Annotated in this window: 16 protein-coding genes and 2 riboswitches; of the genes, 9 read left to right on the top strand and 7 right to left on the bottom strand. The window is 69.2% G+C overall.

Annotated elements, in window-relative coordinates:
- Window positions 1–5 precede the first annotated feature (5 nt).
- From ABE454_RS12450 to ABE454_RS12440, 3 genes are read right to left on the bottom strand one after another with little or no spacing between them, the layout of a single operon-like run.
- Window positions 6–779, bottom strand: coding sequence for an ABC transporter ATP-binding protein (locus ABE454_RS12450; protein ID WP_346532109.1), 774 nt, complete (start codon window positions 777–779; stop codon window positions 6–8).
- Complete coding sequence (locus tag ABE454_RS12445; protein ID WP_346532107.1) at window positions 776–1858, bottom strand: FecCD family ABC transporter permease; 1083 nt, start codon at window positions 1856–1858, stop codon at window positions 776–778. Before ABE454_RS12445 ends, ABE454_RS12450 begins: the two co-directional genes overlap by 4 nt.
- Complete coding sequence (locus ABE454_RS12440; protein WP_346532105.1) at window positions 1855–2958, bottom strand: ABC transporter substrate-binding protein; 1104 nt, start codon at window positions 2956–2958, stop codon at window positions 1855–1857. Before ABE454_RS12440 ends, ABE454_RS12445 begins: the two co-directional genes overlap by 4 nt.
- A 152-nt stretch (window positions 2959–3110) precedes the next feature.
- Window positions 3111–3312: riboswitch (cobalamin riboswitch) on the bottom strand.
- A 78-nt stretch (window positions 3313–3390) separates the two neighbouring features.
- Window positions 3391–3604, top strand: a riboswitch (cobalamin riboswitch).
- Window positions 3605–3717: 113 nt separating this feature from the next.
- On the opposite strand from ABE454_RS12440, the gene cobW reads away from it, so the two are divergent.
- The 9 genes from cobW to ABE454_RS12395 all read left to right on the top strand — a co-directional run bounded on the left by cobW (window position 3718) and on the right by ABE454_RS12395 (window position 16988).
- Complete coding sequence (gene cobW / locus ABE454_RS12435; protein ID WP_346532103.1) at window positions 3718–4773, top strand: cobalamin biosynthesis protein CobW; 1056 nt, start codon at window positions 3718–3720, stop codon at window positions 4771–4773.
- A complete protein-coding gene (cobN, locus tag ABE454_RS12430; RefSeq protein ID WP_346532101.1) occupies window positions 4773–8519 on the top strand; it encodes a cobaltochelatase subunit CobN in 3747 nt (1248 codons plus the stop codon). Before cobW ends, cobN begins: the two co-directional genes overlap by 1 nt.
- The gene (gene cobO / locus ABE454_RS12425) at window positions 8516–9136 is read left to right on the top strand and encodes a cob(I)yrinic acid a,c-diamide adenosyltransferase (protein ID WP_346532099.1); all 621 of its coding nucleotides are present in this window, start codon (window positions 8516–8518) and stop codon (window positions 9134–9136) included. Before cobN ends, cobO begins: the two co-directional genes overlap by 4 nt.
- Window positions 9136–10071, top strand: coding sequence for an ABC transporter substrate-binding protein (locus ABE454_RS12420; protein ID WP_346532097.1), 936 nt, complete (start codon window positions 9136–9138; stop codon window positions 10069–10071). Before cobO ends, ABE454_RS12420 begins: the two co-directional genes overlap by 1 nt.
- A gap of 211 nt (window positions 10072–10282) precedes the next feature.
- Window positions 10283–12751 carry a TonB-dependent receptor gene (locus tag ABE454_RS12415; protein ID WP_346532095.1) on the top strand — a complete coding sequence of 823 codons (2469 nt, stop codon included), beginning with the start codon at window positions 10283–10285 and terminating at the stop codon, window positions 12749–12751.
- Between the two features lie 13 nt (window positions 12752–12764).
- Entirely contained in the window at window positions 12765–13229 is a 465-nt protein-coding gene (locus tag ABE454_RS12410; protein WP_346532093.1) for an FKBP-type peptidyl-prolyl cis-trans isomerase, read from the top strand.
- Window positions 13226–15358 carry a prolyl oligopeptidase family serine peptidase gene (locus ABE454_RS12405; protein WP_346532092.1) on the top strand — a complete coding sequence of 711 codons (2133 nt, stop codon included), beginning with the start codon at window positions 13226–13228 and terminating at the stop codon, window positions 15356–15358. The genes ABE454_RS12410 and ABE454_RS12405 overlap by 4 nt, the downstream gene beginning before the upstream one ends.
- A 32-nt stretch (window positions 15359–15390) precedes the next feature.
- Complete coding sequence (locus tag ABE454_RS12400; RefSeq protein WP_346532090.1) at window positions 15391–15945, top strand: RNA polymerase sigma factor; 555 nt, start codon at window positions 15391–15393, stop codon at window positions 15943–15945.
- Between the two features lie 32 nt (window positions 15946–15977).
- Window positions 15978–16988, top strand: a complete 1011-nt coding sequence (locus ABE454_RS12395; protein ID WP_346532088.1) for a FecR family protein — start codon at window positions 15978–15980, stop codon at window positions 16986–16988.
- Between the two features lie 18 nt (window positions 16989–17006).
- Here the strand turns inward: ABE454_RS12395 and ABE454_RS12390 are convergent, their stop codons facing one another.
- From ABE454_RS12390 to ABE454_RS12375, 4 genes are read right to left on the bottom strand one after another with little or no spacing between them, the layout of a single operon-like run.
- A complete protein-coding gene (locus ABE454_RS12390) occupies window positions 17007–19529 on the bottom strand; it encodes a heavy metal translocating P-type ATPase (protein WP_346532086.1) in 2523 nt (840 codons plus the stop codon).
- A 30-nt stretch (window positions 19530–19559) separates the two neighbouring features.
- On the bottom strand, window positions 19560–22781 hold the full coding sequence (locus ABE454_RS12385) for an efflux RND transporter permease subunit (protein ID WP_346532084.1): 3222 nt from the start codon (window positions 22779–22781) through the stop codon (window positions 19560–19562).
- Between the two features lie 12 nt (window positions 22782–22793).
- Entirely contained in the window at window positions 22794–23972 is a 1179-nt protein-coding gene (locus tag ABE454_RS12380) for an efflux RND transporter periplasmic adaptor subunit (RefSeq protein WP_346532082.1), read from the bottom strand.
- A complete protein-coding gene (locus tag ABE454_RS12375) occupies window positions 23972–25171 on the bottom strand; it encodes a TolC family protein (RefSeq protein WP_346532081.1) in 1200 nt (399 codons plus the stop codon). Before ABE454_RS12375 ends, ABE454_RS12380 begins: the two co-directional genes overlap by 1 nt.
- Between the last annotated feature and the right edge of the window lie 90 nt (window positions 25172–25261).

The raw sequence follows: 25261 nt of genomic DNA, 5'->3' as shown, positions 1-25261 counted from the left end.
GAGGTCTAGGGCGCGCCCTTCTCGACCGGGATGACATAGGGCAGGCCGCTGTCCTGACCGGTCAGGGCGCTGACGCCGTAGACGGCTTCCAGATGGGCGGGGGTCACCACCTCGCGCCACGGTCCCTGCGCGAAGACGCGGCCCTGCGACAGCATGACGATGCGGTCGGCGAACCGGCTGGCCAGCGCCAGATCGTGAATGGCGATCAACACGCCGACGCCGCGCTCAAGGCACAGGCGGCGCAGGGCTGTCATGGTTTCAAGCTGATGGCGCAGGTCCAGATCGCTGGTCGGCTCGTCCAGCAGCAGGATGCGGCCTTCCTGCGCCAGAGCGCGGGCGATCAGGACGCGGTGCCGCTCGCCGCCGCTCAGTTCGCCATACTGGCGCATGGCCAGCGCCTCGAGTTGCAGGGCCTGAAGCGCGTCCAGCACCACGGCCTGATCGCGCGCGCCCGTGCCCGGCCCGCGATGGGGCGCCCGGCCCAGCCGCACCATCTCCATGACGGGCAGGGACATGGCCGGACCGGCCTGTTGCGGCACATAGGCGATGGCCTGCGCCAGACGGCGGCGGCTGAAACCGGATACGGGAGCGTCGTCCAGCAGGATACGCCCCCGCGCGGGCTTCAGGATGCGGTTGAGGCATTTCAGCGCCGTGCTTTTCCCCGCGCCGTTGGGGCCGACCAGACAGACGATCTCGCCGGGACCGACCTCGAAGTCGACGCCGCGCAGCACCTGCGCCTCGCCATAGCCGTAGTGAAGATTGTGGACGGACAGCCTCACAGCATCATCTCGCGACGGCGCCGGATCAGCAGGTGCAGGAACAGAGGCACGCCCAGATAGGCCACGACGATGCCGACCGGGATGATGACCGGGGCGAACAGGGTGCGCCCGATCAGGTCGGCGACCACGACAAGAACCGCGCCCGTTACGGCGGCGAACGGCAGAAAGACGCGATGATCCCCGCCGATCAGCAGTCGCGCGATGTGCGGCGCGACCAGTCCGACGAAGCCGATCACGCCGGCGAAGCTGACGATGCCCGCCGTCAGCAGCACGGCGCCCAGCGTCACCAGCATCCGCGTCCGCTTGACCGAAAAACCGAGCGAGGCCGCGACTTCATCACCGCCTGCCGCGAAGGCGTTCAACGCCCAGGCGTGGCCGAACAGCACCGGCGCGACGACCAGCAGGATCAGGCCGACGATCAGCACCTCCAGCCATGAGGCGCCGTTCAGAGAGCCGAAAGTCCACTGGATGATGGCGGCCAGCTGTTGCTCGGTGGCGATGAACTGCATCGTCGTGGTGGCCGCGCTGAACAGATAGTTCAGTCCCACGCCGCCCAGAATCAGCATCATGGAGGTGACGCCCCGCATGGCCGAAAACCCCAGCACCAGCACGGCGCAGAACAGGGCGCAGGCGAAGGCCGCCGTGACTGTCCACCACGGGCCCAGGCCCGCCCATTCGCTCCAACCCGCCAGTATGGCGACCGAGGCGCCGAAGGCGGCGGCCGATGAAATGCCCAGGGTGAAGGGGCTGACCAGGGCGTTGCGGGTAATGCCCTGCAGGGCGGCGCCCGCCAGCGCCAGACTGGCGCCGCCGATGGCCGCCAGCAGGGTGCGCGGGGCCCGCAGCTTCTGCACCACATCGATCTGAAGCTGGGACAGGTCGCCCAGCCATTGCGGCGGCAGCAGGGGCGCCAGCAGGGCCCGCGCGCTCTGGCCCGGCGACAGCGGCTGCACCCCCATGCCGGTTGAGGCCAGCACGGCGCAGATCAGCACGACGACGCCCGCGATCAGGATCAGCCGCCGCCGCAGCCGATGGCGGCTGAAGGCGTCCTCAAGCGCCGCGCGGGCCGGATCGCTCACGCCTTCTCGCCCCGGATGATGGGCAGGGAGGTCCAGTAGCGGCCCCGCGCCGGATAGGGCACGCCCTGAAATTCTTCGAGCCAGACCTTCATCGCGCCTTGCGGATCGACGTCGCCGAAACGGTCAGGATACAGCCATTGGGCGATCTGCAGGGCGCCGACGATCTTGGAGCTGGCGCTCGAGAAGTAATAGCTCATGTGATAGACATGGCCGTCGCGCACGGCGGGCAGTTGGTCGAAACCGGGGCGGGCGACCAGCCGTTCCAGCACCTGCCGCGAGGCGGCCTCTTCGTGCGGTTCATACTGGCCGCGTTGCAGCTTGATGATGACCTCCGGGCGCCGGGCCAGAATCTCCTCGGGATCGACCTCGAACCCCTGAACGCTGCCGCGCGCCGAGGGCTGGTCCAGAATATTGACGTCGCCGAAGACGTTCTGGCCGCCGCCTTCCTGAACCATGTCGTGCCAGCCGGACCCCTTCAGCAGGGTCTTGTAGTCGCCGACCTCCTCCAGATAGACGCGCTTGCGCGTCACGCCCGCCAGCCGTTCGCGCAGCAGGTCGCGATGGCCGCGATAGAAGGCGTTCAGCTTTTCCGCCGCCTCGGGGCGCTGATAGATGCGGCCCAGCAGGGTCGCGTTCTCTTCATGCTTCAGCACGTCCCAGCAGGTGATGACGGCGACCGGAATGCCGAAGGGCGCCAGCATCTGGGCCGCGCCCTGCCAGTCGCTGTTGCGGGGGAAGAAGACCACGTCCGGCTGCATGGCCACGATGGCCTCGAAATTGGGGCTGGTCTGGCTCTGACCCGCGAACATTTCGGGGGTGACGGTGGGCCAGTAGGCCGAACCCGCCTTGATATCGACGCCGACCAGCACCTGCGGCCCGGCGATGGCGCGGATGAATTCGGTCGTATAGCGGTTGAAGACCACGGTGCGCGTGACCGGCAGCTTCAGCGTGACGCTGCGTCCCACGTCATCGATGAATTGCAGGCTGTCGGCGCCCGTGCCTGCGTCCGCCTCCCGGCGCGGCGAACAGGCGGCCAGCGCCCCGCCCGCGACAGGCAGCAGGCCGAGGCCCGCCAGAACACGACGGCGATCCAGCCTCATTGTTCCGCACCCGACAGGACATCGGCCAATGCAGCGTCGAAACGCATAGTGTCACCCTCGCACGACAGCACGATCCGCTCCGCACGCCGGAACGGACCAGACGATATCGCCACGCGGGGTGAACCCCTTTCGCCCGGATGCCTCGCCCGTGCGAAGGACGACTGCGACAGGCAGGTCTCCTGGCTTGCGGGTCATCGTCGTCGTGCGCCGCCTTCCCGGCGCCTTCCGGATGGGGGAGGGCGGCCAGTGGCCTGTGGCGCGGACTCGCCGCTTACAGTTACGAGGATAGCCCGGGATTTCCACCCGAGTTCCCTTTTGATCCCGGTCAGGGGAACCTGTCGCAGTCGGGATAGAAGGCCGGGGGAATAGCGTCAACGCATCTTGCAGGCGTGCGGTCGCGCGGCGCGGCTTGACCCGCCGTGACGGCCCGGCCTATCGACGGCGCGTCGAGGTTTGGGGTGCGGTTCGCCGCGTCCCGGGAATGCGGTGCGGCCACCCGGCCAACTCCGCGGCTGCCCCCGCAACTGTAAGGGCCGTGGGACCGTCTGGTCCCAAACGCGCGGCGAACGCCACTGGTCCTGACGCGGGCCGGGAAGGCGCCGCGCGTGACCCGAGCCAGGAGACCGGCCCCGACGATACGAGACGACGGTGCGGAGGGCGCCGGGCGGCGCCTCATGACCGTCCATCGCGCGCCTGCGCGATGCGTCGGCCGGACGCTGTCATCCCCTCAGTGATGGAACATGAGGGACGAAGACGCACATGGCCAAGATACCGACGACGGTGGTGACCGGCTTTCTGGGCTCGGGCAAGACGACGCTGATCCGGCATCTGCTGGAAAACGCGGGCGGGCGGCGTCTGGCCGTGGTGGTCAATGAGTTCGGCGACATCGGCGTGGATGGCGAAATCCTGCGCGGCTGCGGCGTCGAAAGCTGCACTGAGGAAGACATTGTCGAACTGGCCAACGGCTGCATCTGCTGCACCGTGGCGGACGACTTCCTGCCGACGATGCGCAAGCTGATCGACCGCGACAATCCGCCGGAGCATATTCTGGTCGAGACCTCGGGGCTGGCCCTGCCCAAGCCGCTGGTCAAGGCGTTCACATGGCCCGAGGTCCGCACCCGCGCGACCGTCGACGGGGTGGTCGCCCTGATCGACGCCGACGCCGTGGCGGCGGGGCGCTTCGCCCATGATGAGGCGGCGCTGGATCAGGCCCGCCGCGCCGATCCGACGCTGGACCACGACACGCCGCTGGAAGAACTGTTCGAGGAACAGCTGGCCTGCGCCGATCTGGTGGTGCTGAACAAGACCGATCTGGTGGACGCCGGTGTTCTGGCGCGGGTCGAGGCCGAGGTGCGCGCCCATATGCGGCCGGGCGCCAAGCTGATCCATGCGGCGCGCGGCGTGGTCGATCCGGCGGTGCTGCTGGGTCTGGGCGTCGGCGCCGAGGACGATCTGGACAGCCGCCCGTCGCACCATGACGGGGCGGACGACGACCATGACCACGACGACTTCGACACCTTCGTCGTGGCGGGCGGCGAGATCGCCTCGCCCGAGGCGACGTCGGGCCTGCTGGCATCGGTGATCGAGGATCACGACATCTTGCGGGTCAAGGGCGTGGTCGCGGTGGCGGGCAAGCCGTCGCGCCTGATCCTTCAGGCCGTGGGGCCGCGCATCCAGACCTATTTCGACCGTCCGTGGCGGGCGGGCGAGGCGCGGATCAGCCGTCTGGTGGTCATCGCTGAAAAGGGCGTGGATCAGGCGGCGGTCACGCCTCGGGTTCAGGCCGCGCTGGCCGGAGCGGCCGAAGGCGTCTGATGCACCTGCTGGCGGTACAGGCCGGAGCCGTTCTGGACGGCGAGGAGGCGATCGACCTGGGCCAGAGCCCTGGCGACATCGTCATCCTGTCCAGCAACGACACGGACCTGGCCTGTCTGTCGGCGGCGGCGGGAAGTTTGCCGGCGGGTTTCCCGTCCGTGCGGCTGGCCAATCTGCTGCACCTGAAGCACCCGATGTCTGTCGATCTATATGCCGAACAGGTCGTCTCCCATGCGCGGATCGTGGTGGTGCGCCTGCTGGGTGGGCGCGGCTACTGGCCCTATGGGCTGGATGAAATCCGCCGCGTCTGCCGCGAGCGGAACCGGCCTTTCATCGCCCTGCTGGACGATGGCGCGGGCGAGGCTGAATCGGCCGAGCTGTCGACCGTGTCGACCGAGACGCGTCAGCGCATGGCGCGCTATCTGAGGGCCGGGGGGCTGGCCAACGGCCGCAACGCCCTTCTGTATGCCGCCGACCTGATCGGCCATGCCTCGGACTGGAGCGAGCCGACGCCGGTGCTGGACGCCGGACTGTTCTGGCCGGGGCTGGACGCGCCCTCGCTGGAGGATCTGAAGGGCCGCTGGATCGAGGGCGCGCCGGTGGCGGCGCTGGTCTTCTACAGGGCGCTGGTCATGTCGGGGCAGACACAGGCGGTCGTGGCGATGATCGACGCCCTGAAGGCGCGCGGCCTGAACCCCCTGCCGGTCCATGTGCAGAGCCTGAAGAACGACTTCGCCAAGGGGCTGCTGGACGATCTGTTCCGGCGCTGTCCCCCGCAGGTCGTGCTGAACGCCACCGCCTTCGCCACGGCCTCGCTGAACGCTGAGGCGGAATGGAGCGGCGGCGCGGGCGGCGTGCTGGATCGGCCCGGCGCGCCGGTGCTGCAACTGGTGTTCGCGGCCACCAATCACGCCGCATGGGCCGACAGCGCGCGCGGGCTGGCGGCGCGCGATCTGGCCATGAACGTGGCCCTGCCCGAGGTGGACGGGCGCCTGCTGGCCGGGGCGGTGGCCTTCAAGGCCGAGGCGCGTTTCGACCCCCGCACCCAGTGCGCCATCGTCGGCCACGACCCGGCGCCTGAACAGATCGCCCATGCGGCCGACATGGCGGCGGGCTGGGTCCGCCTGCGTCGCACCGCAGTTAAGCAGCGCCGCGTGGCGATGATCCTGGCCAACTATCCGAACCGCGACGCCCGCATCGGCAACGGGGTCGGCCTGGATACGCCGCAGAGCGCGGCCTGCGTCCTGAAGGCCATGAAGGCGCACGGCTATGACGCCGCCGGCGCGCCCGATGACGGCGCCGCCCTGATGGCGCGCCTGCTGGCCGGTCCGACGAACGCCCCCGACAAGCCCGCCGCTGAGGGTGGGCAGCGCCTGACCCTGACGCAGTATCAGGCCCTTCTGGATGAACTGGCCCCGTCGATCAGCGCGGCGATCCATGAGCGCTGGGGCCCGCCGCAGGACGATCCCTTCTTTGATGAGGACGGCTTTCGTCTGCCCATCCACCGCTTCGGCCATGTGGCGGTCGGAGTGCAGCCCGCGCGCGGCTACAACATTGATCCGGCGGGCAGTTATCACGATCCGGCGCTGGTTCCGCCGCATGGCTATCTGGCCTTCTACGCCTGGCTGAGACGCGATTTCGGCGCCCACGCCATGATCCACATGGGCAAGCACGGCAATGTTGAATGGCTGCCGGGCAAGGCGCTGGCCCTGTCGCGCGACTGTTTCCCGCAGGCCATCGTCGGGCCGACGCCGCAGCTTTATCCCTTCATCGTCAATGATCCGGGCGAGGGGGCGCAGGCCAAGCGACGCATCGGTGCGGCCATCATCGACCACCTGACGCCGCCGCTGACACGGGCCGAAAGCTATGGCGCGCTGAAGGCGCTGGAGGTGCTGGTCGATGAATATTATTTCGCGGCGGGCATGGACCCGCGCCGCCTGTCGTCCCTGCGCGACGATATCCTGACGCTGGCCGCGAACGAGGGGCTGGACGTCGACTGCGGCCTCGACCTGTCGGACGGCGAAGAGGCGCTGGCGGCGCTGGACAACTATCTGTGCGACCTGAAGGAGATGCAGATCCGCGACGGGCTGCACGTTTTTTCCTGCTCGCCGCAGGGGCGGCTGCGCACCGATCTGCTGGCGGCGCTGGCGCGCACGCCGCGCCGTCTGGGCAAGGGGAGGGACGGCTCCCTGCTGCGGGCGCTGGCCAAGGATCTGGGGCTGGGGTTCGATCCGCTGGACTGCCGTCTGGGCGATCCCTTCGCCGGGCCAAGACCGCAGGCGCTGGCGGCGTTGGACGACGGGCCCTGGCGCACCCTCGGCGATACCGTCGAGCGCATGGAGCACCTGTGCGCGGCCCTGATCGAGGGTGCGCCCGTTGACGTCGCTTGGACCGAAACAGCCTTCGTCATGGAGGCGGTACGGCTGGATCTGGCGCCGCGCATCGACGCCTGCGGACCGGCCGAGATGGCGGCGCTGATGGCGGGGCTGGACGGGCGGTTCATCGCGCCGGGGCCTTCGGGCGCGCCGACGCGCGGACGGCCCGAGGTGCTGCCCACCGGCCGCAACTTCTATTCGGTGGACACGCGCGCCGTGCCGACGCCGACGGCGTGGAAGCTGGGCTGGGCCTCGGCCCAGATGCTGGTCGAGGATCACCTGCAACGCACCGGCGACTACCCGAAGGCCGTCGCCCTGTCGGCCTGGGGCACGTCGAACATGCGCACCGGCGGCGACGACATCGCCCAGGCGCTGGCCCTGATGGGCGCGCGCCCGACGTGGGAGCTGTCGACCGGGCGGGTGACGGGGTTCGAGATCCTGCCTCCGGCCGTGCTGGGGCGGCCGCGCGTCGATGTGACGGTGCGCATCTCGGGCTTCTTCCGCGACGCCTTCATGGAGCAGGTCGACCTGTTGGCATCGGCCGCGCGCGCCATTCAGGCGCTGGACGAAGACGAGGCCGACAACCCCGCCGCCGCCCGCTTCCTTCAGGAACAGGCCGAACTGATCGACGCCGGTCTGGCCGAGGCCGAGGCGACGCGGCAGGCGGGAACGCGCGTCTACGGCTCGAAACCGGGGGCCTACGGCGCCGGACTGCAGACGATGATCGACGAAAAGCTGTGGGAGACGCGCGGCGATCTGGCCGAAGCCTTCATCGTCTGGGGCGCCTACGCCTATGGCGCCGGACAGGAAGGCGCGGCCGACCGTCAGGGGCTGGAGGCGCGTCTGGCCCGCGTCGAGGCCGTGATCCACAATCAGGACAACCGCGAACACGACCTGCTGGATTCAGACGACTATTATCAGTTCGAGGGCGGCATGGCGGCGGCGGTCGAGGCGGTTCGTGGCGCTGCGCCGGTCAGCTATCACAACGACCTTTCGCGTCCCGAAAAGCCGGTGATCCGCACGCTGGAAGACGAGATCGCCCGCACCCTGCGCGCCCGCTTGGTCAATCCGAAATGGATCGCGGGCGTGATGCGCCACGGCTATAAGGGCGCGTTCGAGATTTCGGCGGGCGTCGACTATCTGTTCGCCTTCGCCGCCGCCACGGACACGGTCAGGAACCACCACTTCGACATGGTCCACCGCGCCTTCATCGAGGATGAGGCTGTGCGCGACTTCATGGCCGAGGCCAACCCCCACGCCCTGCGCGATGTCGCGGCCCGCCTGCTGGAGGCGGTCGAGCGCGGCCTGTGGACGCCCCGCTCCAACAGCGCCCGAACCCTGCTTGCTGAACTGACCGGAAGCCCATCATGACCGACGCCGCCAACCCCGCCGCTGACGAGACGCGCCACGCCGAAAAGATGAAGAAGATTCAGGCCGCCCGCGCCAAGATCATGGCCGGAAAGACCGTCGAGCGCGGCCTGATCATCGTCCACACCGGCCCCGGCAAGGGCAAGACCACGGCCAGCCTCGGCATGGCCTGCCGCATGATCGGCCACGGCATGAAGGTGTCGATCATCCAGTTCATCAAGGGCGCCATGTTCACGGGCGAAAGCGCTGTATTCGAAGCCTTTCCTGATCTGGTCGAGATGCGGCCTCTGGGCGAGGGCTTCACCTGGGACACCCAGGACAAGGCCCGCGACATCGCCAAGGTGCGCGAGGCGTGGGAGGCCGCCAAGGCGCGGATCATGGACCCGGAATGGAAGATGGTCATCTGCGACGAACTGAACATCGCCCTGCGCTACGACTATCTGCCGATCGAAGAGGTGCTTGAGGTGCTGGCTGAAAAACCCGCCGACACCCACGTCGTCATCACCGGCCGCAACGCCAAGCCGGAACTGATCGAAGTCGCCGATCTGGTCACCGAGATGACGCTGGTCAAACACCCCTTCCGCAGCGGCGTGAAAGCCCAGGCCGGCGTCGAGTTCTGATGCAGGCCACCCGCCGCAGACTTCTGGGCGCCGCCCTGACCGGCTCGGCCGTGACCGGAACGGCCATCACCGCCTCGGCGGTCGGCGTGGCCAAACCGCGTCGGGAGACGGATGAAGACAGGCCCGATCCGGCGCGGCCCCGGCGGATCGTTTCGCTGGGCGCCTGTCTGGACGCCATCCTGCTGGCGGTGGCGGACGCCGATCAGATCAAGGCCCTCAGCCGCTATTCGCGTGACCCGGAAACCTCGACCGTCGTGGCCGAGGCGGCGGCCTTCGACGTCGTCGGCGACAGCGCCGAAGAGGTGATGCACCTTCAGCCCGACCTGATCCTGGCCAGCCGCCGCACCGGCCTGCACACGCGCACGGCGCTGACCCGTCTGGGGCTGGAACTGTCGGCCTTTCCCTCGCCGGAGACGATTGAAAAAAGTCTGGAGCAGATCAGGACCATCGCCGGACTGGTCGGCCATCCTGAACGCGGCGAGGCCCTGATCCGTCGCATCGAAGACTCCCTAGATGCGGGCGCAGACACAGCGGGCGATGGCGCGCCGCGACCCTCGACCCTGATCTATCAGAACGATGGCCTGTGCCCCGGCGCCGGGACGCTGATGGACGAACTGATGACGCGAATGGGCCTGACCAACGCGGCCGCGCGCTATGGCGTCCGCAACTGGGGCCGCGCCTCGCTGGAGCAGGTGCTGGCCGACCCGCCCGACCTGCTGTTGCTGGGCGAGCGGCGGGAAGGCGCGACCAGCCGTCTCGACGACCGCATCGTCACCCACCCGGCTCTGCGTTCCCTGCAGGGGCGGATGATCGTGCAGGCCTTCCCCGCGCGCCTGCTCTATTGCGCCGGCCCGACCCTGATCGCCTCATCCGCCATCATGGCGGAGGCGCGCGCGCGGGCGATCGCGGCAGGAACCGCAGACCTGCCCGCCTGAACCAGCGAAGAGATCGGCGAGCGGAAGGCGCGGGTATCCGTCGTGTCCGGATTTGCTGTCGGAACCTTTAGAAAATCTCGTTTTGCCCGCCGCGCATCCGTGGGGGAGAAGGCCGCCCTCCCGCAGGCGCAGTTTTATTACGGGTTCTGATGATGGCTGCGTTCTGGAAAGCGTGGGGCGGGGGATGCCCCTAAAAATCTAAGGGGCGACCATGGTGGATTTTTCTTTGCTTGCGCGCCGTTCGGTGCGGGGTGCGCTGGCGGCTTCCGTTGCTGCAATGGCTCTGCACGGCGCGGCGGCGGCCCAGGACGGGCGCCGGATCGATTTCAATATCGAGGCCCAGCCGCTGGCCACGGCTCTGCTGGACTATGCGCGTCAGGCCGGCGTTGAAGTCGCTGTGGCGCCGGAACTGACGCGGGGGCGTCGCGCGCCTTCCGTCAAGGGATCGCATGAGGCGCAGGCCGCGCTGCAGGCCTTGTTGCGGGATGCCGACGGCGTGGTCGTGCGCCGCACGGCGCGCGGCACAGTCATCATCGAGGCCGCGCCCGCACAGGCCGAAAACCAGCGCAGCGCCTATGAGGTGGACACCGTCGTCGTCACCGCCCGCAAGCGCGAGGAAGACCTGCGTTCGGTCGCCGGATCGGTCAGCGCCATGTCGGGGCGTCAGCTGGACGAACTGGGCGCGCAGAGCTTCGCCGACTATCTGACCCGCGTGCCGGGCGTTCAGTTCAATGACGCCATGCCGGGCTATTCCTCCATCTCGGTGCGGGGTGTGTCGACGACGACCTCGATCGACGTGGGGCAGGCGTCGACGGGCGTTTACATCAACGACATTCCGCTGGCTGATCCGTTCAACAGCGCCGGCACGCCCGACATAGACGCCTTCGACGTTCAGCGGGTCGAGGTGCTGCGCGGCCCGCAGGGCACGCTGTTCGGCGCGGCGGCGCTGGGCGGCGCGGTCAACTACATCGCCGCGCGGGCGGACGCCGGGGCGCGAGCCGGACGGCTGGAAGCGGGCGTCGCCGACACCGCCGGCAGCGCGGACCCCAGCTATCAGCTGAAGGGCATGATCAATCTGCCGTTGGTCGAGGACAAGCTGGCGGTGCGCGCCGTGGCGACCTATCGCGACCGGCCCGGCTATATCGACAACGTCGGCGTGGGCGTGCGCGACTCCAACAGCATGGAGACGTTCGGCGGGCGCCTGTCGGTCGAGTGGAAGCCGACGGACGCCATTTCCGTTTCCGCGCTGAGCCTCTATTTCGAGAGCGAGAACGACGACGCCTTCACGGCGTTTTCGACCCTGCCGGATCTGCAACGTTCGACGCGGTTGCTGGAGCCTTTCCGCTCGACGACCGAGGTCCACAGCCTGCGCGGCGACGTGGACCTGGGCTGGGCGTCGCTTACGGTGCAGGGCGCCCATAGCGAGAAGTCGACGCGCAACGTCACCGACTTCACCAATACCTTCGGCGCCATGTTCAACCGCGTGCCGACGCAGATTCCCCTGATCGCCGAGCGTGAGGCCAAGGGCGATCTGATCGAGGCGCGCCTGACCTCCAACGGCGAGGGGCCTGTGGAATGGCTGATCGGCGCCAGCTATTTCGACAGCCGGATCGACCTGCCCAGCTATGCCGAGTTCGCCGGGGCGGCGGCGTTGATCGAGAGCCTTTACGGCGGCAGTCATGGCGCGGGGGTGGGGCAGGCGGCTGCGCCGGGCGACCGCTTCAACGACTATTTCCTGCGGGTGAACGGTCAGGAAAAGTCCCTGTTCGGCGAGGCGAGCTGGCGCTTCGCCCCGGCCTGGACGTTGACGGCAGGCGGGCGTTTCTTCGACACCTCGATCGACCACAGCAGCCGCCAGTCCGGCCTGTTGCCGCTGTTGACCACGGGATCGCCGAATGCGGCGCCGCAGGCGGCGGACGCTTCGGAACAGGGCTTCAACCCCAAGCTTTCACTGCGGTATGAGCCGAATGACGACCTGATGGTCTATGGGTTGGTGTCCAAGGGCTTCCGCTTCGGCGGGCCGAACCCGATTCCGCCCAATCCGGCCTATCCGTCTCCGTCGTCCTTCGCGTCGGATTCGCTGATCAACTATGAGATCGGCATGCGCGCCTCGACGCCGGATCGGCGCTGGCTGGTGGACGCCACCGTCTATTACATCGACTGGAGCGACATTCAGCTTCTGATCGTGCGCGGCGACAACCTGGCCTATGCGGATAATGTGGGGGCGGCGCGCAATCTGGGCGTCGATCTGGCCGTGACCTGGCGGCCGACGCCCAGCTTCGCCATCAACTCGGTCGTCGGCTATCTGGATGCCGAACTGCGCGAAGACCTGCCTTCGCAGGGCGTGCTGAAGGGGACGGTGCTGCCCGGCGCCTCGCGCTGGCGGTTGTCGAACACCCTGACCTGGCGCGGGGACGCGCAGGTCGAGCCGATGCTGATCGCCTCACACCGCTATATCTCCGACGCATCCAGCAACCTGGCGGGCGATCAGCGTCAGGGCGACTACAACCAGTTCGACCTGCGCGGCAGCGTGACGGTCAACGACGCCCGTCTGGAAGCCTATGTCGAGAACGTCACGGACGCGCGCGGCGTGACCGTGTCCCAGGTCAGCGGCGGCGTTCTGCGCCACCACTATGTCCGGCCGCGCACCATCGGCCTGCGCGTCACCTATGATTTCTGAGCGGAGCGTGCGGATGTCTTCCAGTTTGAAGAAGGCCGTTCTGACGGCGGTTGCGGGCCTGGCCCTGTCGGCGGGCGCGGCCTGGGCCGGGCCGGACTATCTGGCGGAACATGCGGTCCGGCCGGGCGTCGTGGTCATGCCGGGACTTCAGTATGAAGTACTGGCGTCAGGCCCGACGGAGGGCGCGCATCCGCGCCTGTCCGACCAGATCACCGTCCACTACGAAGGGCGGCTGGTCAGCGGCGAGGTGTTCGACAGCTCGTTTGAAAAGGAGCCGGTGACCTTTCCCCTGCGCGGCCTGATACCCGGCTGGGTGACGGCGCTGCGGATGATGCGGCCGGGCGATGAGTGGGAGCTGACCCTGCCCCCGGAACTGGCCTATGGCGCGCGCGGGGTCGGCCCGATCCCGCCCGATGCGGTGCTGATTTTCCGCATCCGCCTGCTGGAGGTCACGCCGCCGGCTGAGGCGCCGAAATGATCCGGCGTCGTTTTCTGGCGGTCGCCGCGGTCTCTCTGCTGGCCCTGACGGCGGGTGCGCCCGCCCTTGCGGGCCAAAGCGGCCCGGCCGTCGATGAGCTGGAGTGGCTGGAGCCCGCCGAGGGCGAGCGCGCCCTGGCCTGGGCGCGCGAACAGACGGCGGCGGCGCGCGCCGCCCTGTCGGCGGGGCCGGGCTATGAAGGCGTTCTGGCTGAACTGAAGTCTGCGCTGACGGCGTCTTCGCCGGTGACGGATATCGCCCTGCTGGGGCCGCGCGCGGTGCGGCTGAAGCGGGGGCCGGACTTTCCCAAGGGCCGCCTTCAGGTCGCCGACAGACAGGCGGACGGCGGGCTGGGGCCGTGGCGCACGGTGCTGGATGTGGCGGCCTTCGCCGAGGCTGAGGGGCGGCCTTATACGCTGAACTGGTCCTATGGATCGGCCTGTCTTCCGCCTGAAAACCGCCTGTGCTTGCTGGGCTTTTCCGACGGCGGCGGCGATGAGCTGATGCTGCGCGAGTTCGATCTGCAGGCGGGGCGCTTTGTCGACGGCGGCTTCACCGCCCCGGCCGGTCGGGTGCAGACTGCATGGCTGGACGCTGACACGGTGCTGATCGCCCATGCGCGCGAAGGCGATCCCCGCACGGCGGCGGGCTGGGCGGCGACGGCGCGGCTGTGGCGGCGCGGCCAGGCGCTGGCCGATGCGCCGGTGGTTTTCACCGCCCCGTCCACCGACGCGACCTTCCAGTTCACCCGCATCGGCTCGGCGCCGCGCGCGCTGATGACGCGGGTCATCGACTATTCGACGTTCGAGGTCTTCTCCGTCGACGGCGAGGGCGTGGTGAACCGGCTGGACCTGCCGGCGGAAATCAAGCCCTTCGGCCCGCTGGGCGGAACGGACCGGCACATGGTCTTCCAGCTGTCCGAGCCGACGATGATCGGCGGGCGCACGGCCGGGGCCGAGAGCATCGTCGCCTATGACTTCGCCGACGGCGTGCCCGAGAACCAGCGGCTGCAACTGGTCTATGAGCCGAAGGCGGGCGAGGTGGTGTCGTCCTATGGCGGGTTCCGCTCGACGGCGTCGCGGGTCTTTTTCCCCGTGCAGTCGGGGCTGGCGGTGACGGTCATGGCGGCCCGCCACGAAGCGTCCGGCTGGAGCGCGGCGCCGTTTGAATCGGCCGAGGCGGGCGTGGACCTTTCGGTGACTTCGGCCGACGCCGGAGGCGAGGACGTGGTGCTGCGACGCGCAGGCTTCCTGCAACCGACGGCGCTGGAGCTGGCGTCGGGCGATCGACGCACCCGGCTGGAGGCGGCGAGCGAAGTCTTTGACGCGTCGAGCTTCACGGTCGACATCCGCACGGCGCGGTCGCGAGACGGCACGGCGGTCGACTATTATCTGATCCGGCCGCGTGGCGCGTCGAAGGACGTGCCGACGTTGATCACAGGCTATGGCGCCTTCGGCATCACCCTGCCGCCAGCCTATCTGGGCCGGGCTTTCGGAGGGGAGGCGCTGAAGCTGTGGTTCGACCGTGGCGGCGCCCTGGCCGTGGCGGCCATTCGCGGCGGCGGTGAGAAGGGGCAGGACTGGCACCGCGCGGCCCTGCGTGAACGGCGTCAGGTCTCCTATGACGACTTCTTCGCGGTGTCGGGCGACCTGGTCGACAGCGGCTTCACCCGCCCTGAACGACTGGGCGTGTTCGGCACCTCGAACGGGGGCCTGCTGGCCGCCGTCGCCGCCGTGCAGCGGCCGGATCTCTATGGCGCGGCGGTCAGCGACGCGCCGCTGGCCGACATGCTGCGCTATGACCGCATCGCCATGGGGGCGGCGTGGAAGGACGAGTACGGCGACCCGGCCGATCCGGCGATCCGGGCCGCGCTGGCGGCCTATTCGCCGGTGCATAATGTGCGTCCGGACGGCCATTATCCGCCGGTGCTGATTTCGGTGTCGACGACGGACAACCGTGTCGGCCCCGCGCATGCGCGCAAGCTGGCGTGGCGGTTGTCGCAGGCGGGCGGCGAAGTCTTCCTGATCGAGGACGAGCAGGGCGGCCATGGCGTCAGCGATCCGCTGGCCCGACCCGATCTGATGGCGCTGAGGATGCAGTTCCTCATTGACCGTCTGATGCGGCCATGAACGGCTGAGCACGGCGAAGGAAGGGCGGGGTCATGACGGAGTGCGGGCGGAAGGAGGATGCAGGCGGCGGCCGCCCTTCTTCCGCACGTGCGGGCTATACTCTGACGGCGCTGGCCGAAGAGTTCCGTCCGGCCCTGCTGCGCTATTTCTCGCGACGGGTGCGTCAGTCCGAAGAGGTCGAGGATCTGGTGCAGGAGGTGCTGGCCCGGCTGGTTCGCCGGTGCGAGGTCGTCGAGATGGAGGCTGTGCGCGCCTATGTCTTCGAGACGGCCAGCAGCGTCCTGATCGACTGGGCGCGCCGTCGCCGCAGCCGCCGCGCCGACGACCACGGCGAACTGTCCGCCGACCAGCCCGCGCCGGGCGACTTCACCGCTGACCGCATCCTGTTGGGGCGCGAGCGGCTGCAGCGGGTGACGGCGGCCCTGCTGGAACTGCCGGAACGACAGCGATCCGTCTTCATCCTGCGCCGGATCGAGGGCATGAAGTATCAGGACATTGCGCGGCGGCTGGGTCTGTCCTTGAGTTCTGTAGAGAAAGACATGCGAAGCGCCGTGCTGCATCTTGCGGAACGGATGGGCCGTGAATGATGCGATGTAGAATCTCCCGCACGCTGGACAGCATGACCCCCGCAGAGGCGGCGGCGCACTGGCTGGTGCGTCTGGATCAGGATGACCTTTCAGCGGCGGAAGAGGCGGCTTTCGACGCCTGGCTGGACGAGACGGAAGCCCACCGCGTCGCCTATGACCACGCCTGCGAGGCGTGGGATGTCGTCGACGATGTGGCGCATGAGCCGACGATGCAGGCGCTGCGGGCCTCGGTGATGGCGGGCAGCCGTCCGGTGCGGCGACAGAGGACGATGCGCATTGCGGCGATCGCCGCAGGACTGGTGCTGGCCGTCGGCACGGGCATCTGGGCCCTGAATGGATCAGGCGTGGCGGCGTGGTTCGCGGGCGAGACACGTTACGCCACCGATGTGGGCGAGCGGCTGGATATCGTACTGGCCGACGGGACGGCGTTGACGCTGAACACCGACAGTCGGCTGGCGGTGCGCTATCGTGATGACCGACGCGAGGTCCGGCTGGATCGCGGACAGGCCTACTTCGACGTGGCGCATGATCCGGCGCGACCCTTTCAGGTCGAAGGCGGCGGGCGCAGGGTGACGGCGCTGGGCACCCGTTTCGAGGTGCGCGTAGACCCACATGCCTTCAGCGCCACCCTGATGCAGGGCTCCATAGCCGTGGACCCGTTGAAACCGACGACGGGTGCAGCGCCGCAACGCGTGGTGCTGACGCCGGGCGAAACGCTGACCGCCCGGCCGGGGCGTCAGGCTGTGGTCGCGGACCATGTGGAGACGGCCGCTCCGGCATGGCGTCATGGATTGATTGCATTTGAGGACGAACCTCTGGCCGCCGCTGTGACCGAACTGAATCGCTATAGCCGCCATCCGATCCGGCTACGCGATGAGCAGCTGAACGCTCTGACCGTCAGCGGCGTGTTCAAGGCGGGCCGACCTGAGGGGTTCATCGAGGCGATGACCGCCTTCTATCCGGTGCGCGTGATCGAGCGGGCGGAAGCTGTCGATGTCTATTGGAACGACGCGGCCATGCAGGATGGTCAGGCCCCGCGCTGAACGCGGGGCCTTGTTTCATCAGACGGTGCGGTCGCGGTAGGCCAGCAGGCGCAGGGCGTTGAACACCACCAGCAGGGTCGAGCCTTCGTGCAGGGCCACCGCAGGGCCGATGCCGAGGCCGAAGATGGTGGCGGGCACGAGGAAGGCGACGACGCCCAGGCTGACGACCAGATTCTGACGGATCACCGCGCGGGTGCGGCGGCTCAGGCCCACGGTGAAGGGCAGGTGGGACAGGTCATCCGCCATCAGCGCCACATCGGCCGTTTCCAGCGCCACGTCCGATCCGGCCGCGCCCATGGCGACGCCGACCGTCGCCGTGGCCATGGCGGGGGCGTCGTTGACCCCGTCGCCGACCATGGCGACCGCGGAATCGGCGCGCAGGCGCTTGATCGCCTCGACCTTGTCGTCAGGCATCAGGTCGCCCCAGGCCTCGGTCAGGCCGACCTGTGCGGCGATGGCCTCGGCTGCCTTCTGGTGATCGCCCGAGATCATGATCATGCGCTTGACGCCCAGATCGCGCAGGCGGTCCAGAGCCGCGCGGGCGCTGGCGCGCGGCGTGTCCAGCAGGCCGATGACGCCCAGATCGCGCGCGCCCTGTCGCACGACCATCAGGGTCCGGCCCTGATCGCGCAGTCCGTTCACCGCCGTCTCCGTTGCGGGGGACAGGGCGGCCACGCCGTCGGCGCCGAACATCTCGGGCTTGCCGATCAGGATGGTCTGGCCGTTGAGTTGGGCCGAGACGCCCTTGCCGGTCAGGCTGTCCAGACTGGAGGCGGCCTGTATGGCGGCGTCTCCCAATCGTTCGGCGCCGTCGCGGGCGATGGCGGCGGCCAGCGGGTGATCGCTGAGGCGCTCGACCGCCACGGCGACGGACAGCAGCGCCGCCTCGTCCACGCCGTCGACCGGGACGACGTCGGTGATGCGCGGGCGGCCTTCGGTCAGGGTGCCGGTCTTGTCGAAAGCGATGGCGTCGACCGAGCCCAGATTTTCCAAGGGGGCGCCGCCCTTGATCAGCACCCCGGCGCGCGCGGCGCGGGCCACCCCGGACAGGACGGCGCTGGGCGTGGCGATGGCCAGGGCGCAGGGACTGGCCGCGACCAGCACCGCCATGGCGCGATAGAAGCTGTCGCGGAACGGCTCGTCCACCACCACCCAGGCGAACAGCAGCAGGACGGCGGTGATCAGCACCACGGGCACGAAGATGCGCTCGAACCTGTCCGTAAAACGCTGGGTGGGGGATTTCTGCGTCTCGGCCTCGCTGACCATGCGGACGACCTTGGCCAGGGTGGTGTCGCTGGATTTGCGGGTCGTCTCGATCTCGATGGCCCCGGCGCCGTTGATGGTCCCGGCGAAGACGGCCGAGGTCGCGGCGATGGAGGCCGGACGCGCGCGCGCCTCGGCCGGATCAGCGACAGGCTGTTTGTCGACCGGCATGCTCTCGCCGGTGACGGGGGCCTGATTGATGCTGGTGGCGCCGTTGATGACGAAGCCGTCGGCGGGCAGGCGCTCATTGGGGCGCACCACCACCACATCGCCGATCTGAAGCTCTTCGACCGGCAGTTCGACGATGTCCTGACCGCGCCGCACATGGGCGGTGCGCGGCGCCAGTTCGGCCAGGGCCTCGATGGCCTTCTTGGCGCGGCCCATGGCGTAGTGTTCCAGCGCATGGCCCAGGCTGAACAGGAACAGCAGCAGGGCGCCCTCGGCCCAGGCGCCCAGGGCGGCGGCCCCGGCGGCGGCCACCAGCATCAGGGTGTCGATCTCGAACCGCTTGCGCTTCAGGTTGTCGATCGCCTCGCGCACGGTGAAGAAGCCGCCGAGCCCATAGGCGGACAGGTAAAGCGCCAGCGGAACCCAGCCGGGCAGGCCGCTGACCAGCTTCTCCAGCGCAAAGCCGACGCCAAGGGCACCGCCCGCCATCAGGGCGAAGATCAGTTCGGTCTGTGAGCCGAATATGCCGCCGTGGTCGTGGTTATGCCCGGCATGGCCATGATCGCCGTGGTCATGGCTGTGATCGTGATCATGGGCATGATCGTGGTCCGAACCGGCTTGAACAGGCGTCGGAGCGCCGGTCTGATCTTGTCCGCCGGGCGAGGGCGTGGGGGAGTAGCCGAGGCCATGCGCCGCCAGCCGCTGGATCAGCGCGTCACGGCTGATGACGGACTGATCGAACTCCAGACTGACGGCGCCTGCAGCGTCCAGACCGGCCTCAAGCACGCCCGGCTCATCCTTCAGCGCGGCCTCCAGAAGCTGGGCGTGGCGGGCGTGGCGCACGCCCGTCGTCCAGCCGACCAGATGGCCGAACTGTTGGCTGATTTCGGCGCCTGCCTGCCGGGCCTTGCGTTTCACCTCGGCGGGCGAAAGCTGGTCCGGATCATAGTGCAGGCATAGTTGAGCGCCCGCGGGCGTTTCGACGACGTGGGCCTGAGACAGGCCGGGCACGCCGCTGAGGATGCGGATCAGGCGGCCCACGCAGGCGTCTGACGCGTCGGGCGCATCCGGAAGCAGGACGGGAATGTCCAGACGGACGGTATTAGGCATGATTGAAGTCCTCTGACCTGTCGCCATTCATCAGTTCTCGATTCCTTCGGCCTTGCGATGCCGGACCGCCTTTGCAGCAAAGGTCGGCAACACCAGAAGCGTCAGCGCGGTCGCCGTCAACAGGCCTCCGATCACGACGGTCGCCAACGGCTTCTGAACCTCGGCGCCCGCCCCGCTGGCGATGGCCATGGGGATGAAGCCGACGATGGCGACCATGGCCGTGGTCAGCACCGCCCTCAGACGACTGAAGGCGCCCAGCAGGGCGGCGTCACGCGGCGTCTGGCCCGCCTGCAGCCGCTCGCGGATGGCCTGCATCAGCACAAGGCCGTTCAGGGTCGCCACGCCTGACACGGCGATGAAGCCGACCGCCGCCGAGACCGAGAAGGGCATCCCCCTCAGCAACAGCGACAATGCTCCGCCGACCAGGGCCAGAGGCACGCAGGCGAACACCAGCCCCGCCTCCGCGAAGGACCCCAGCGCCATGAACAGCAGAATGCCGATCAGGACGAAGACCACGGGGATGACCAGGCTCAGACGCTGCTCGGCCCGCTTCAGGTTCTCGAACTGGCCGCCCCATTTGAGCGAATAGCCTGCGGGCAGGGTGACCTGCTGATCCACCTGCTTCTGGGCGTCGGCGACGAAGCCGCCCAGATCGCGGCCGCGCACATTGGCCTGAACCACCATGCGGCGGCTGCCGTCGTTGCGGCTGATCTGGTTCTGGCCCTCCTTCACCTGAATGCGGGCGACCGAGGACAGGGGGATGGCTGCGCCGCTGGCCGTGGTGACGGGCAGGGCGTTCAGGGCGGCGGGGTGGTTGCGCTCGGCGTCCGACAGGCGGACCACGACGTCGAAGCGGCGGTCGCCCTCGAAGATCTGGCCTGCCTCGGCGCCGCCGATGGCCGCCGAGACGGCTTCGGACACGTCCGCCGCCGACAGGCCGTAGTTGGCGGCGGCGAAGCGGTCGACGCTGACCGTCAGGGTCGGCAGGCCCGACGCCTGCTCCACCCGCACGTCGGCAGAACCGGACGTGTCGCGCAGGGCGTTGGCGACCTGATCCGCCGTCTTCTGAAGCTGGGCGAAGTCGTCGCCATAGACCATGACCGCCAGATCTGTGCGGACGCCTGAGATCAGCTCGTTGAAGCGCAGTTCGATCGGCTGGCTGAACTCGAAGGCGTTGCCCAGTTGGGTCGAGGCGGCCTTCTCGATGCGGGCGATCAGCTCTTCCTTCGGCAGGCGCGGATCGGGCCATTCCTTGCGCTTCTTCAGCACGATGACGGCGTCGGAGATGTTCGGCGGCATGGGGTCCACCGCCGCCTCGGCCGTGCCGGTGCGCGAGAAGACGGTCTTCACCTCGGGCTGGGCCTTGATGGCCCGCTCCAGCGCCATCTGCATGGCGAGGGATTGCTCCAACGAGGCCGAGGGCACTCTTAGGGCCTGCATGGCGATGTCGCCTTCGTCTAGCGTCGGGATGAACTCGCGCCCCAGCATTGTGAAGGCCAGGGCGCCGATCAGCAGGGCGCCGAAGGCCGAGGCCAGCACCGTCTTCGGATGCGAGACGGCGGCGCGAATGGCCGGTTCGATCCAGCGGCGCGCATGGCGCAGCAGGAAGGTCTCATGCTCCTCGGCCTCGCCGTTCTCATCGACGTGGACGGTCTTGGGCTCTTTCACCAGCAGGGCGGCCATGGCCGGGACGAAGGTGAAGGAGAAGATGAAGGCGCCGACCAGCGCCAGCATCACCGTGGCGCCCATGGGGATGAAGGTCTTGCCCTCGACCCCTTCCAGCATCAGCAGGGGCGTGAAGACCAAGAGGATGATCAGCTGGCCGAAGGCGGCGGGCTTGACCATCTGCCGCGCGGCAGAGGCGGCGACGCCCAGTCGCTCGTTGCGGGTCAGGGCGCGGCCCAGATCGGCGCGCTTCTGGCCTAGCCGCAGCAGGGTGTTCTCGACTACCACCACGGCGCCGTCGACCAGCAGGCCGAAGTCCAGCGCTCCCAGACTCATCAGGTTTCCGCTGATGCCGAAGCGGTTCATGCCGATGACCGCGAACAGGAAGCTGATCGGGATCATCAGGGCCGTGATCGTCGCCGCGCGGATGTTCCCCAGCAGCAGGAACAGCACGACGATGACCAGCAGGGCGCCCTCGGTCAGGTTCTTGGCCACCGTCTTGATGGTGGAGTTGACCAGGGCGCTGCGGTTCAGCACCGGCTCGGCGACGATGTCGGGCGGCAGGCTGGCGCTGATCTGCTCCAGGCGTTGGGCGGCGGCCTGGGCCACGGTGCGGCTGTTCTCGCCCGCCAGCATCAGGGCCGTGCCGATGACCGCCTCATGGCCGTCGCGGCTGGCCCCGCCCAGACGCGGAGCCTGACCGATCTCGACCACGGCCACATCGGCGACACGCACGACAAGGCCGTTGCGGTTGACCACCGGCGCCTGGGCCAGATCCTCGACGGTCTGGGCCAGGGCGTCGGTGCGCACGGTCAGGGCCTCGCCCGCGCGCTGGATATAGCCCGCGCCCGCTTGCGTATTGGCGCGGTCCAGCGCCTGAACAAGATCGTTCAGACTTAGGCCATAGGCGGCCAGTCGCGCCGGATCAGGACGGACGGCGTATTCCTTCACATAGCCGCCGTTGACGTCGACGCCCGCCAGACCGGGTGCGGTGCGCATCCGGGGCGCGATGATCCAGTCCTGCACGGTGCGCAGATAGGTGGCGCGCGCCTGCGGCGTGTCTAGCCGCTCGCCCTCTGGCGTCAGATAGGCGCCGTCGGGTTGCCAGCCGGGACGACCCGCCCGTGCGGTCTTTGCATCGAAAGGCTTGAGATCGACCGTCCACATCAGGACTTCGCCGAGGCCGGTGGTGATGGGCGACAGGGCCGGTTCCACGCCCTCGGGCAGGTTCTCGCGCGCCTGCGCCATCCGTTCGGCCACCTGCTGGCGGGCGAAGTAGATGTCGGTGGCGTCGCTGAAGATGACCGTCACCTGGCTGAAGCCGTTGCGGGTCAGGGAGCGGGTGCTCTGGATTCCCGGAATGCCCGCCATCGCCGTTTCCAGCGGGTAGGTGACCTGACGCTCCATCTGTTCGGGGGCCAGGGCAGGGGCCACGGTGTTGATCTGCACCTGACGGTTGGTGATGTCCGGCACGGCGTCGATCGGCAGCCTGGTCAGCTGGAACAGGCCCCAGGCCGCGACCAGGGTCGTGGCCAGAACGATGAACCAGCGGAAGCGGACGGACGCCTCGATGATCGCTTTGAACATGATCGCCCTCCCTTAGTGGCCGTGCTCGGCTTCGCCCTTGGCCAGTTCGGCCTTGAGCAGGAAGGCGTTGGCCGAGGCGACCTTTTCGGTTCCGGTCAGGCCGCGCAGGATCTCGGTGGAGCCTCCGGCCTGACGGCCCGCCAGCACGGGCTGGGCGCGGAAGCCGCCGTCCGCCTGGACGAAGACCACCGTGGCGCCGTCGACCGTCTGCACCGCCACGGACGGCACGGTCAGGGCGCCGCCGGACTGGCCCTCGGTGACGACGGCGCCGGTGACGGGCGATCCAGCGGGCGGCAGGCGACCGCCTTCGGGGCGGGCGCGGATCACGGTCGCGCCGCTGTCCTGTAATCCGGCGTCGGCGGCGACGCCCGTGACCAGGGCGTTGAACTCGCCCTGCGGGCCCGTGATGCGCACATGCGAGCCGAGGCGGACCTGAGCCGCCAGTTGCGGCGGCGCGTTGAAGACCAGCTCGACCCGCGCGGGGTTGGTCACTTCGGCCACCACCGCGCCTTGTGCGACGAAGCCGCCGGGTCCGACCTGCACATTGGTGACGACGCCCGAGATGGGGCTGACCACGCTCATCCTGCCGGACGCATTGGGCGAGCCCGCCGCCGCCGCTCTTGCTCGTGCGGCGCGGGCCATGGCGTCTGCACTGGCGGCCTGAGCCTGCGAGGCCTCGACCTCCTGACGTGCGACGACGCCCTGATCGGCCAGGTTGCGGTTGCGTTGATGGGCCTGACGCGCGGCGGTGGCGGCGGCTGAGGCCGCGTCGATCTCGGCGCGCAGGGCGGCGCCATCGCCGCTGATCAGGCTGACCAGAGGCTGACCCGCGCGGACCGTCTGACCGGGCGCGACCAGCACCCGCTCGACCGTGCCGCCCACCACGGCGCCGACGGCGGCGCGCGCGTCGACCATGGCTTCGACCCGACCGGACAGGCGCGTCTCGCCGCCCCCGCCGCGCGAGACGGCGACGACGGAGATGCCCGCGGCCTGAAGCTGTTCGGCGGTCAGTTCGACCACGCCTTCGGGCGTTTCGGCGGTTTCATCCTTCGTCTCGCCCGGCGCCTTTTCAGCAGCGGGCGCGGGCGGATCAGACCGTGTGAGCGTCAGGGCCAGCGCCCCGCCGCCCAGCAGGACGATGGCGGCGACGCCCGCGATCAGGACTTTCTTGTTCGATGTCGGCTTGAGCATCAGAGGCTTCCTTCAAAGGGGGCGCGGCCTTCCAGGCGCGCCAGGTCGATCTCGGCGCGGACGCGCGCCATGCGGGCGTCGACGGCGGCGGATCGGGCGTTGATCAGGGCCGCGCGCCCGGTGCGCAGCTCCAGTTGCGAGATGCGTCCGGCCTCGGCGCCGATGCGCGACAGGCGATAGGCCTCCTCGGCCGAGGTCACGCCCGCATCGGCGGCCGACACCCGGCTGGCCGACGACGCCAGACGGGCGACGGCGGCGGACCGCTCGGCCCCGGCGTCCTGACGCGCCTGCATGACGCGCGCTTCCGCAGCCCGATGTTCGGCGCGCGCGGCGTCGATATTGCCCCGGTTCCGGTCGAACAGCGGCAGGGGCAGGCTGACGCCGAAGGTCAGGGCCGTCTGGTCCTCGGCGCCGAAGCGGGTCACGCCGACGCTGGCTGTGACGTCGGGACGGCCGTTGATGCGCGCGACGTCGATGCGGCGCTCGGCCGCCGCAGCGTCGGCTTCGGCCACGCGCACGGTCACGGCGTCGCGGGCGGTTAGACCGGAGGTTGTCGTCCCGGCGTCCAGCAGCCCGGCTGTGATCGAGGTGGCGGGCGTCGGCAACATGGCGACAGCGCTCAGGCGGGCGAAGGCGGCGTCGCGCTCGGCCCTGGCCTCGTCCAGACCGGCGCGGGCGGCGGCGGCCTCGCTCTCGGCCTGAATGCCGCGCAGCAGGGGTTCACGCCCTTCCTCGACCAGAGCCAGAGCCGCGCGGGCGTCGGCCACGGCCAGCGTCAAGGCTTCTTCGGCGAGGGTCGCGCGTCGCTGGGCCGCTTCGGCCTCCGCGTAGATCAGGGCCAGCCGTCCCGCCGCATCGACCACGGCGAGATCACGGCGCAGGGCCGCGGCGCCCGCATCGGCGCGAGCGGCGTTCACCCGCGCAGGACGACGCCCCCACAGCTCCAGATCCTGGCTGAACGACAGGCTGAGGTCGCCGTTCTTGAAGCCGGAGTAGGGGCCGGACCCGGCCACATTCTCCATCTGCATGGACAGGTTGGGGTTGGCCCGCACGCTGGCCTGATGGACGCGCGCCTCGGCGGCGTCGCTCAGGGCGTCGGCTTCGACGGCGGCGGGCGTCTGGCCCAGTCGGGCCAGCAGATCGGCATAGGAGGGCGCAGGCTCCGCCCACGCCGGAGCGGCGCCGAAAGCGGCGAGCACGGCAAGCGCGCAGCCAACCGCAGATCGCGGTCGACGACGGGATGTCGGAGACATGGTTCAATTCCGGAAATGTTCAGAAGGGAGGTGCGC

Origin of the sequence: Brevundimonas diminuta, assembly GCF_039673845.1 — a bacterium.
Taxonomy (GTDB): Bacteria; Pseudomonadota; Alphaproteobacteria; order Caulobacterales; family Caulobacteraceae; genus Brevundimonas; species Brevundimonas diminuta_E.
The sequence above is the reverse complement of the archived record's forward strand: the minus strand, read 5'-3'. Positions and strand labels throughout refer to the sequence as shown.

Coding starts and splice junctions, on each gene's coding strand:
- ABE454_RS12440 (WP_346532105.1), bottom strand. CDS start 2,958: ATGAGGCTGGATCGCCGTCGTGTTCTGGCGGGCCTCGGCCTGCTGCCT.
- cobW (WP_346532103.1), top strand. CDS start 3,718: ATGGCCAAGATACCGACGACGGTGGTGACCGGCTTTCTGGGCTCGGGC.
- cobN (WP_346532101.1), top strand. CDS start 4,773: ATGCACCTGCTGGCGGTACAGGCCGGAGCCGTTCTGGACGGCGAGGAG.
- cobO (WP_346532099.1), top strand. CDS start 8,516: ATGACCGACGCCGCCAACCCCGCCGCTGACGAGACGCGCCACGCCGAA.
- ABE454_RS12420 (WP_346532097.1), top strand. CDS start 9,136: ATGCAGGCCACCCGCCGCAGACTTCTGGGCGCCGCCCTGACCGGCTCG.
- ABE454_RS12415 (WP_346532095.1), top strand. CDS start 10,283: ATGGTGGATTTTTCTTTGCTTGCGCGCCGTTCGGTGCGGGGTGCGCTG.
- ABE454_RS12410 (WP_346532093.1), top strand. CDS start 12,765: ATGTCTTCCAGTTTGAAGAAGGCCGTTCTGACGGCGGTTGCGGGCCTG.
- ABE454_RS12405 (WP_346532092.1), top strand. CDS start 13,226: ATGATCCGGCGTCGTTTTCTGGCGGTCGCCGCGGTCTCTCTGCTGGCC.
- ABE454_RS12400 (WP_346532090.1), top strand. CDS start 15,391: ATGACGGAGTGCGGGCGGAAGGAGGATGCAGGCGGCGGCCGCCCTTCT.
- ABE454_RS12395 (WP_346532088.1), top strand. CDS start 15,978: ATGACCCCCGCAGAGGCGGCGGCGCACTGGCTGGTGCGTCTGGATCAG.
- ABE454_RS12390 (WP_346532086.1), bottom strand. CDS start 19,529: ATGCCTAATACCGTCCGTCTGGACATTCCCGTCCTGCTTCCGGATGCG.
- ABE454_RS12385 (WP_346532084.1), bottom strand. CDS start 22,781: ATGTTCAAAGCGATCATCGAGGCGTCCGTCCGCTTCCGCTGGTTCATC.
- ABE454_RS12380 (WP_346532082.1), bottom strand. CDS start 23,972: ATGCTCAAGCCGACATCGAACAAGAAAGTCCTGATCGCGGGCGTCGCC.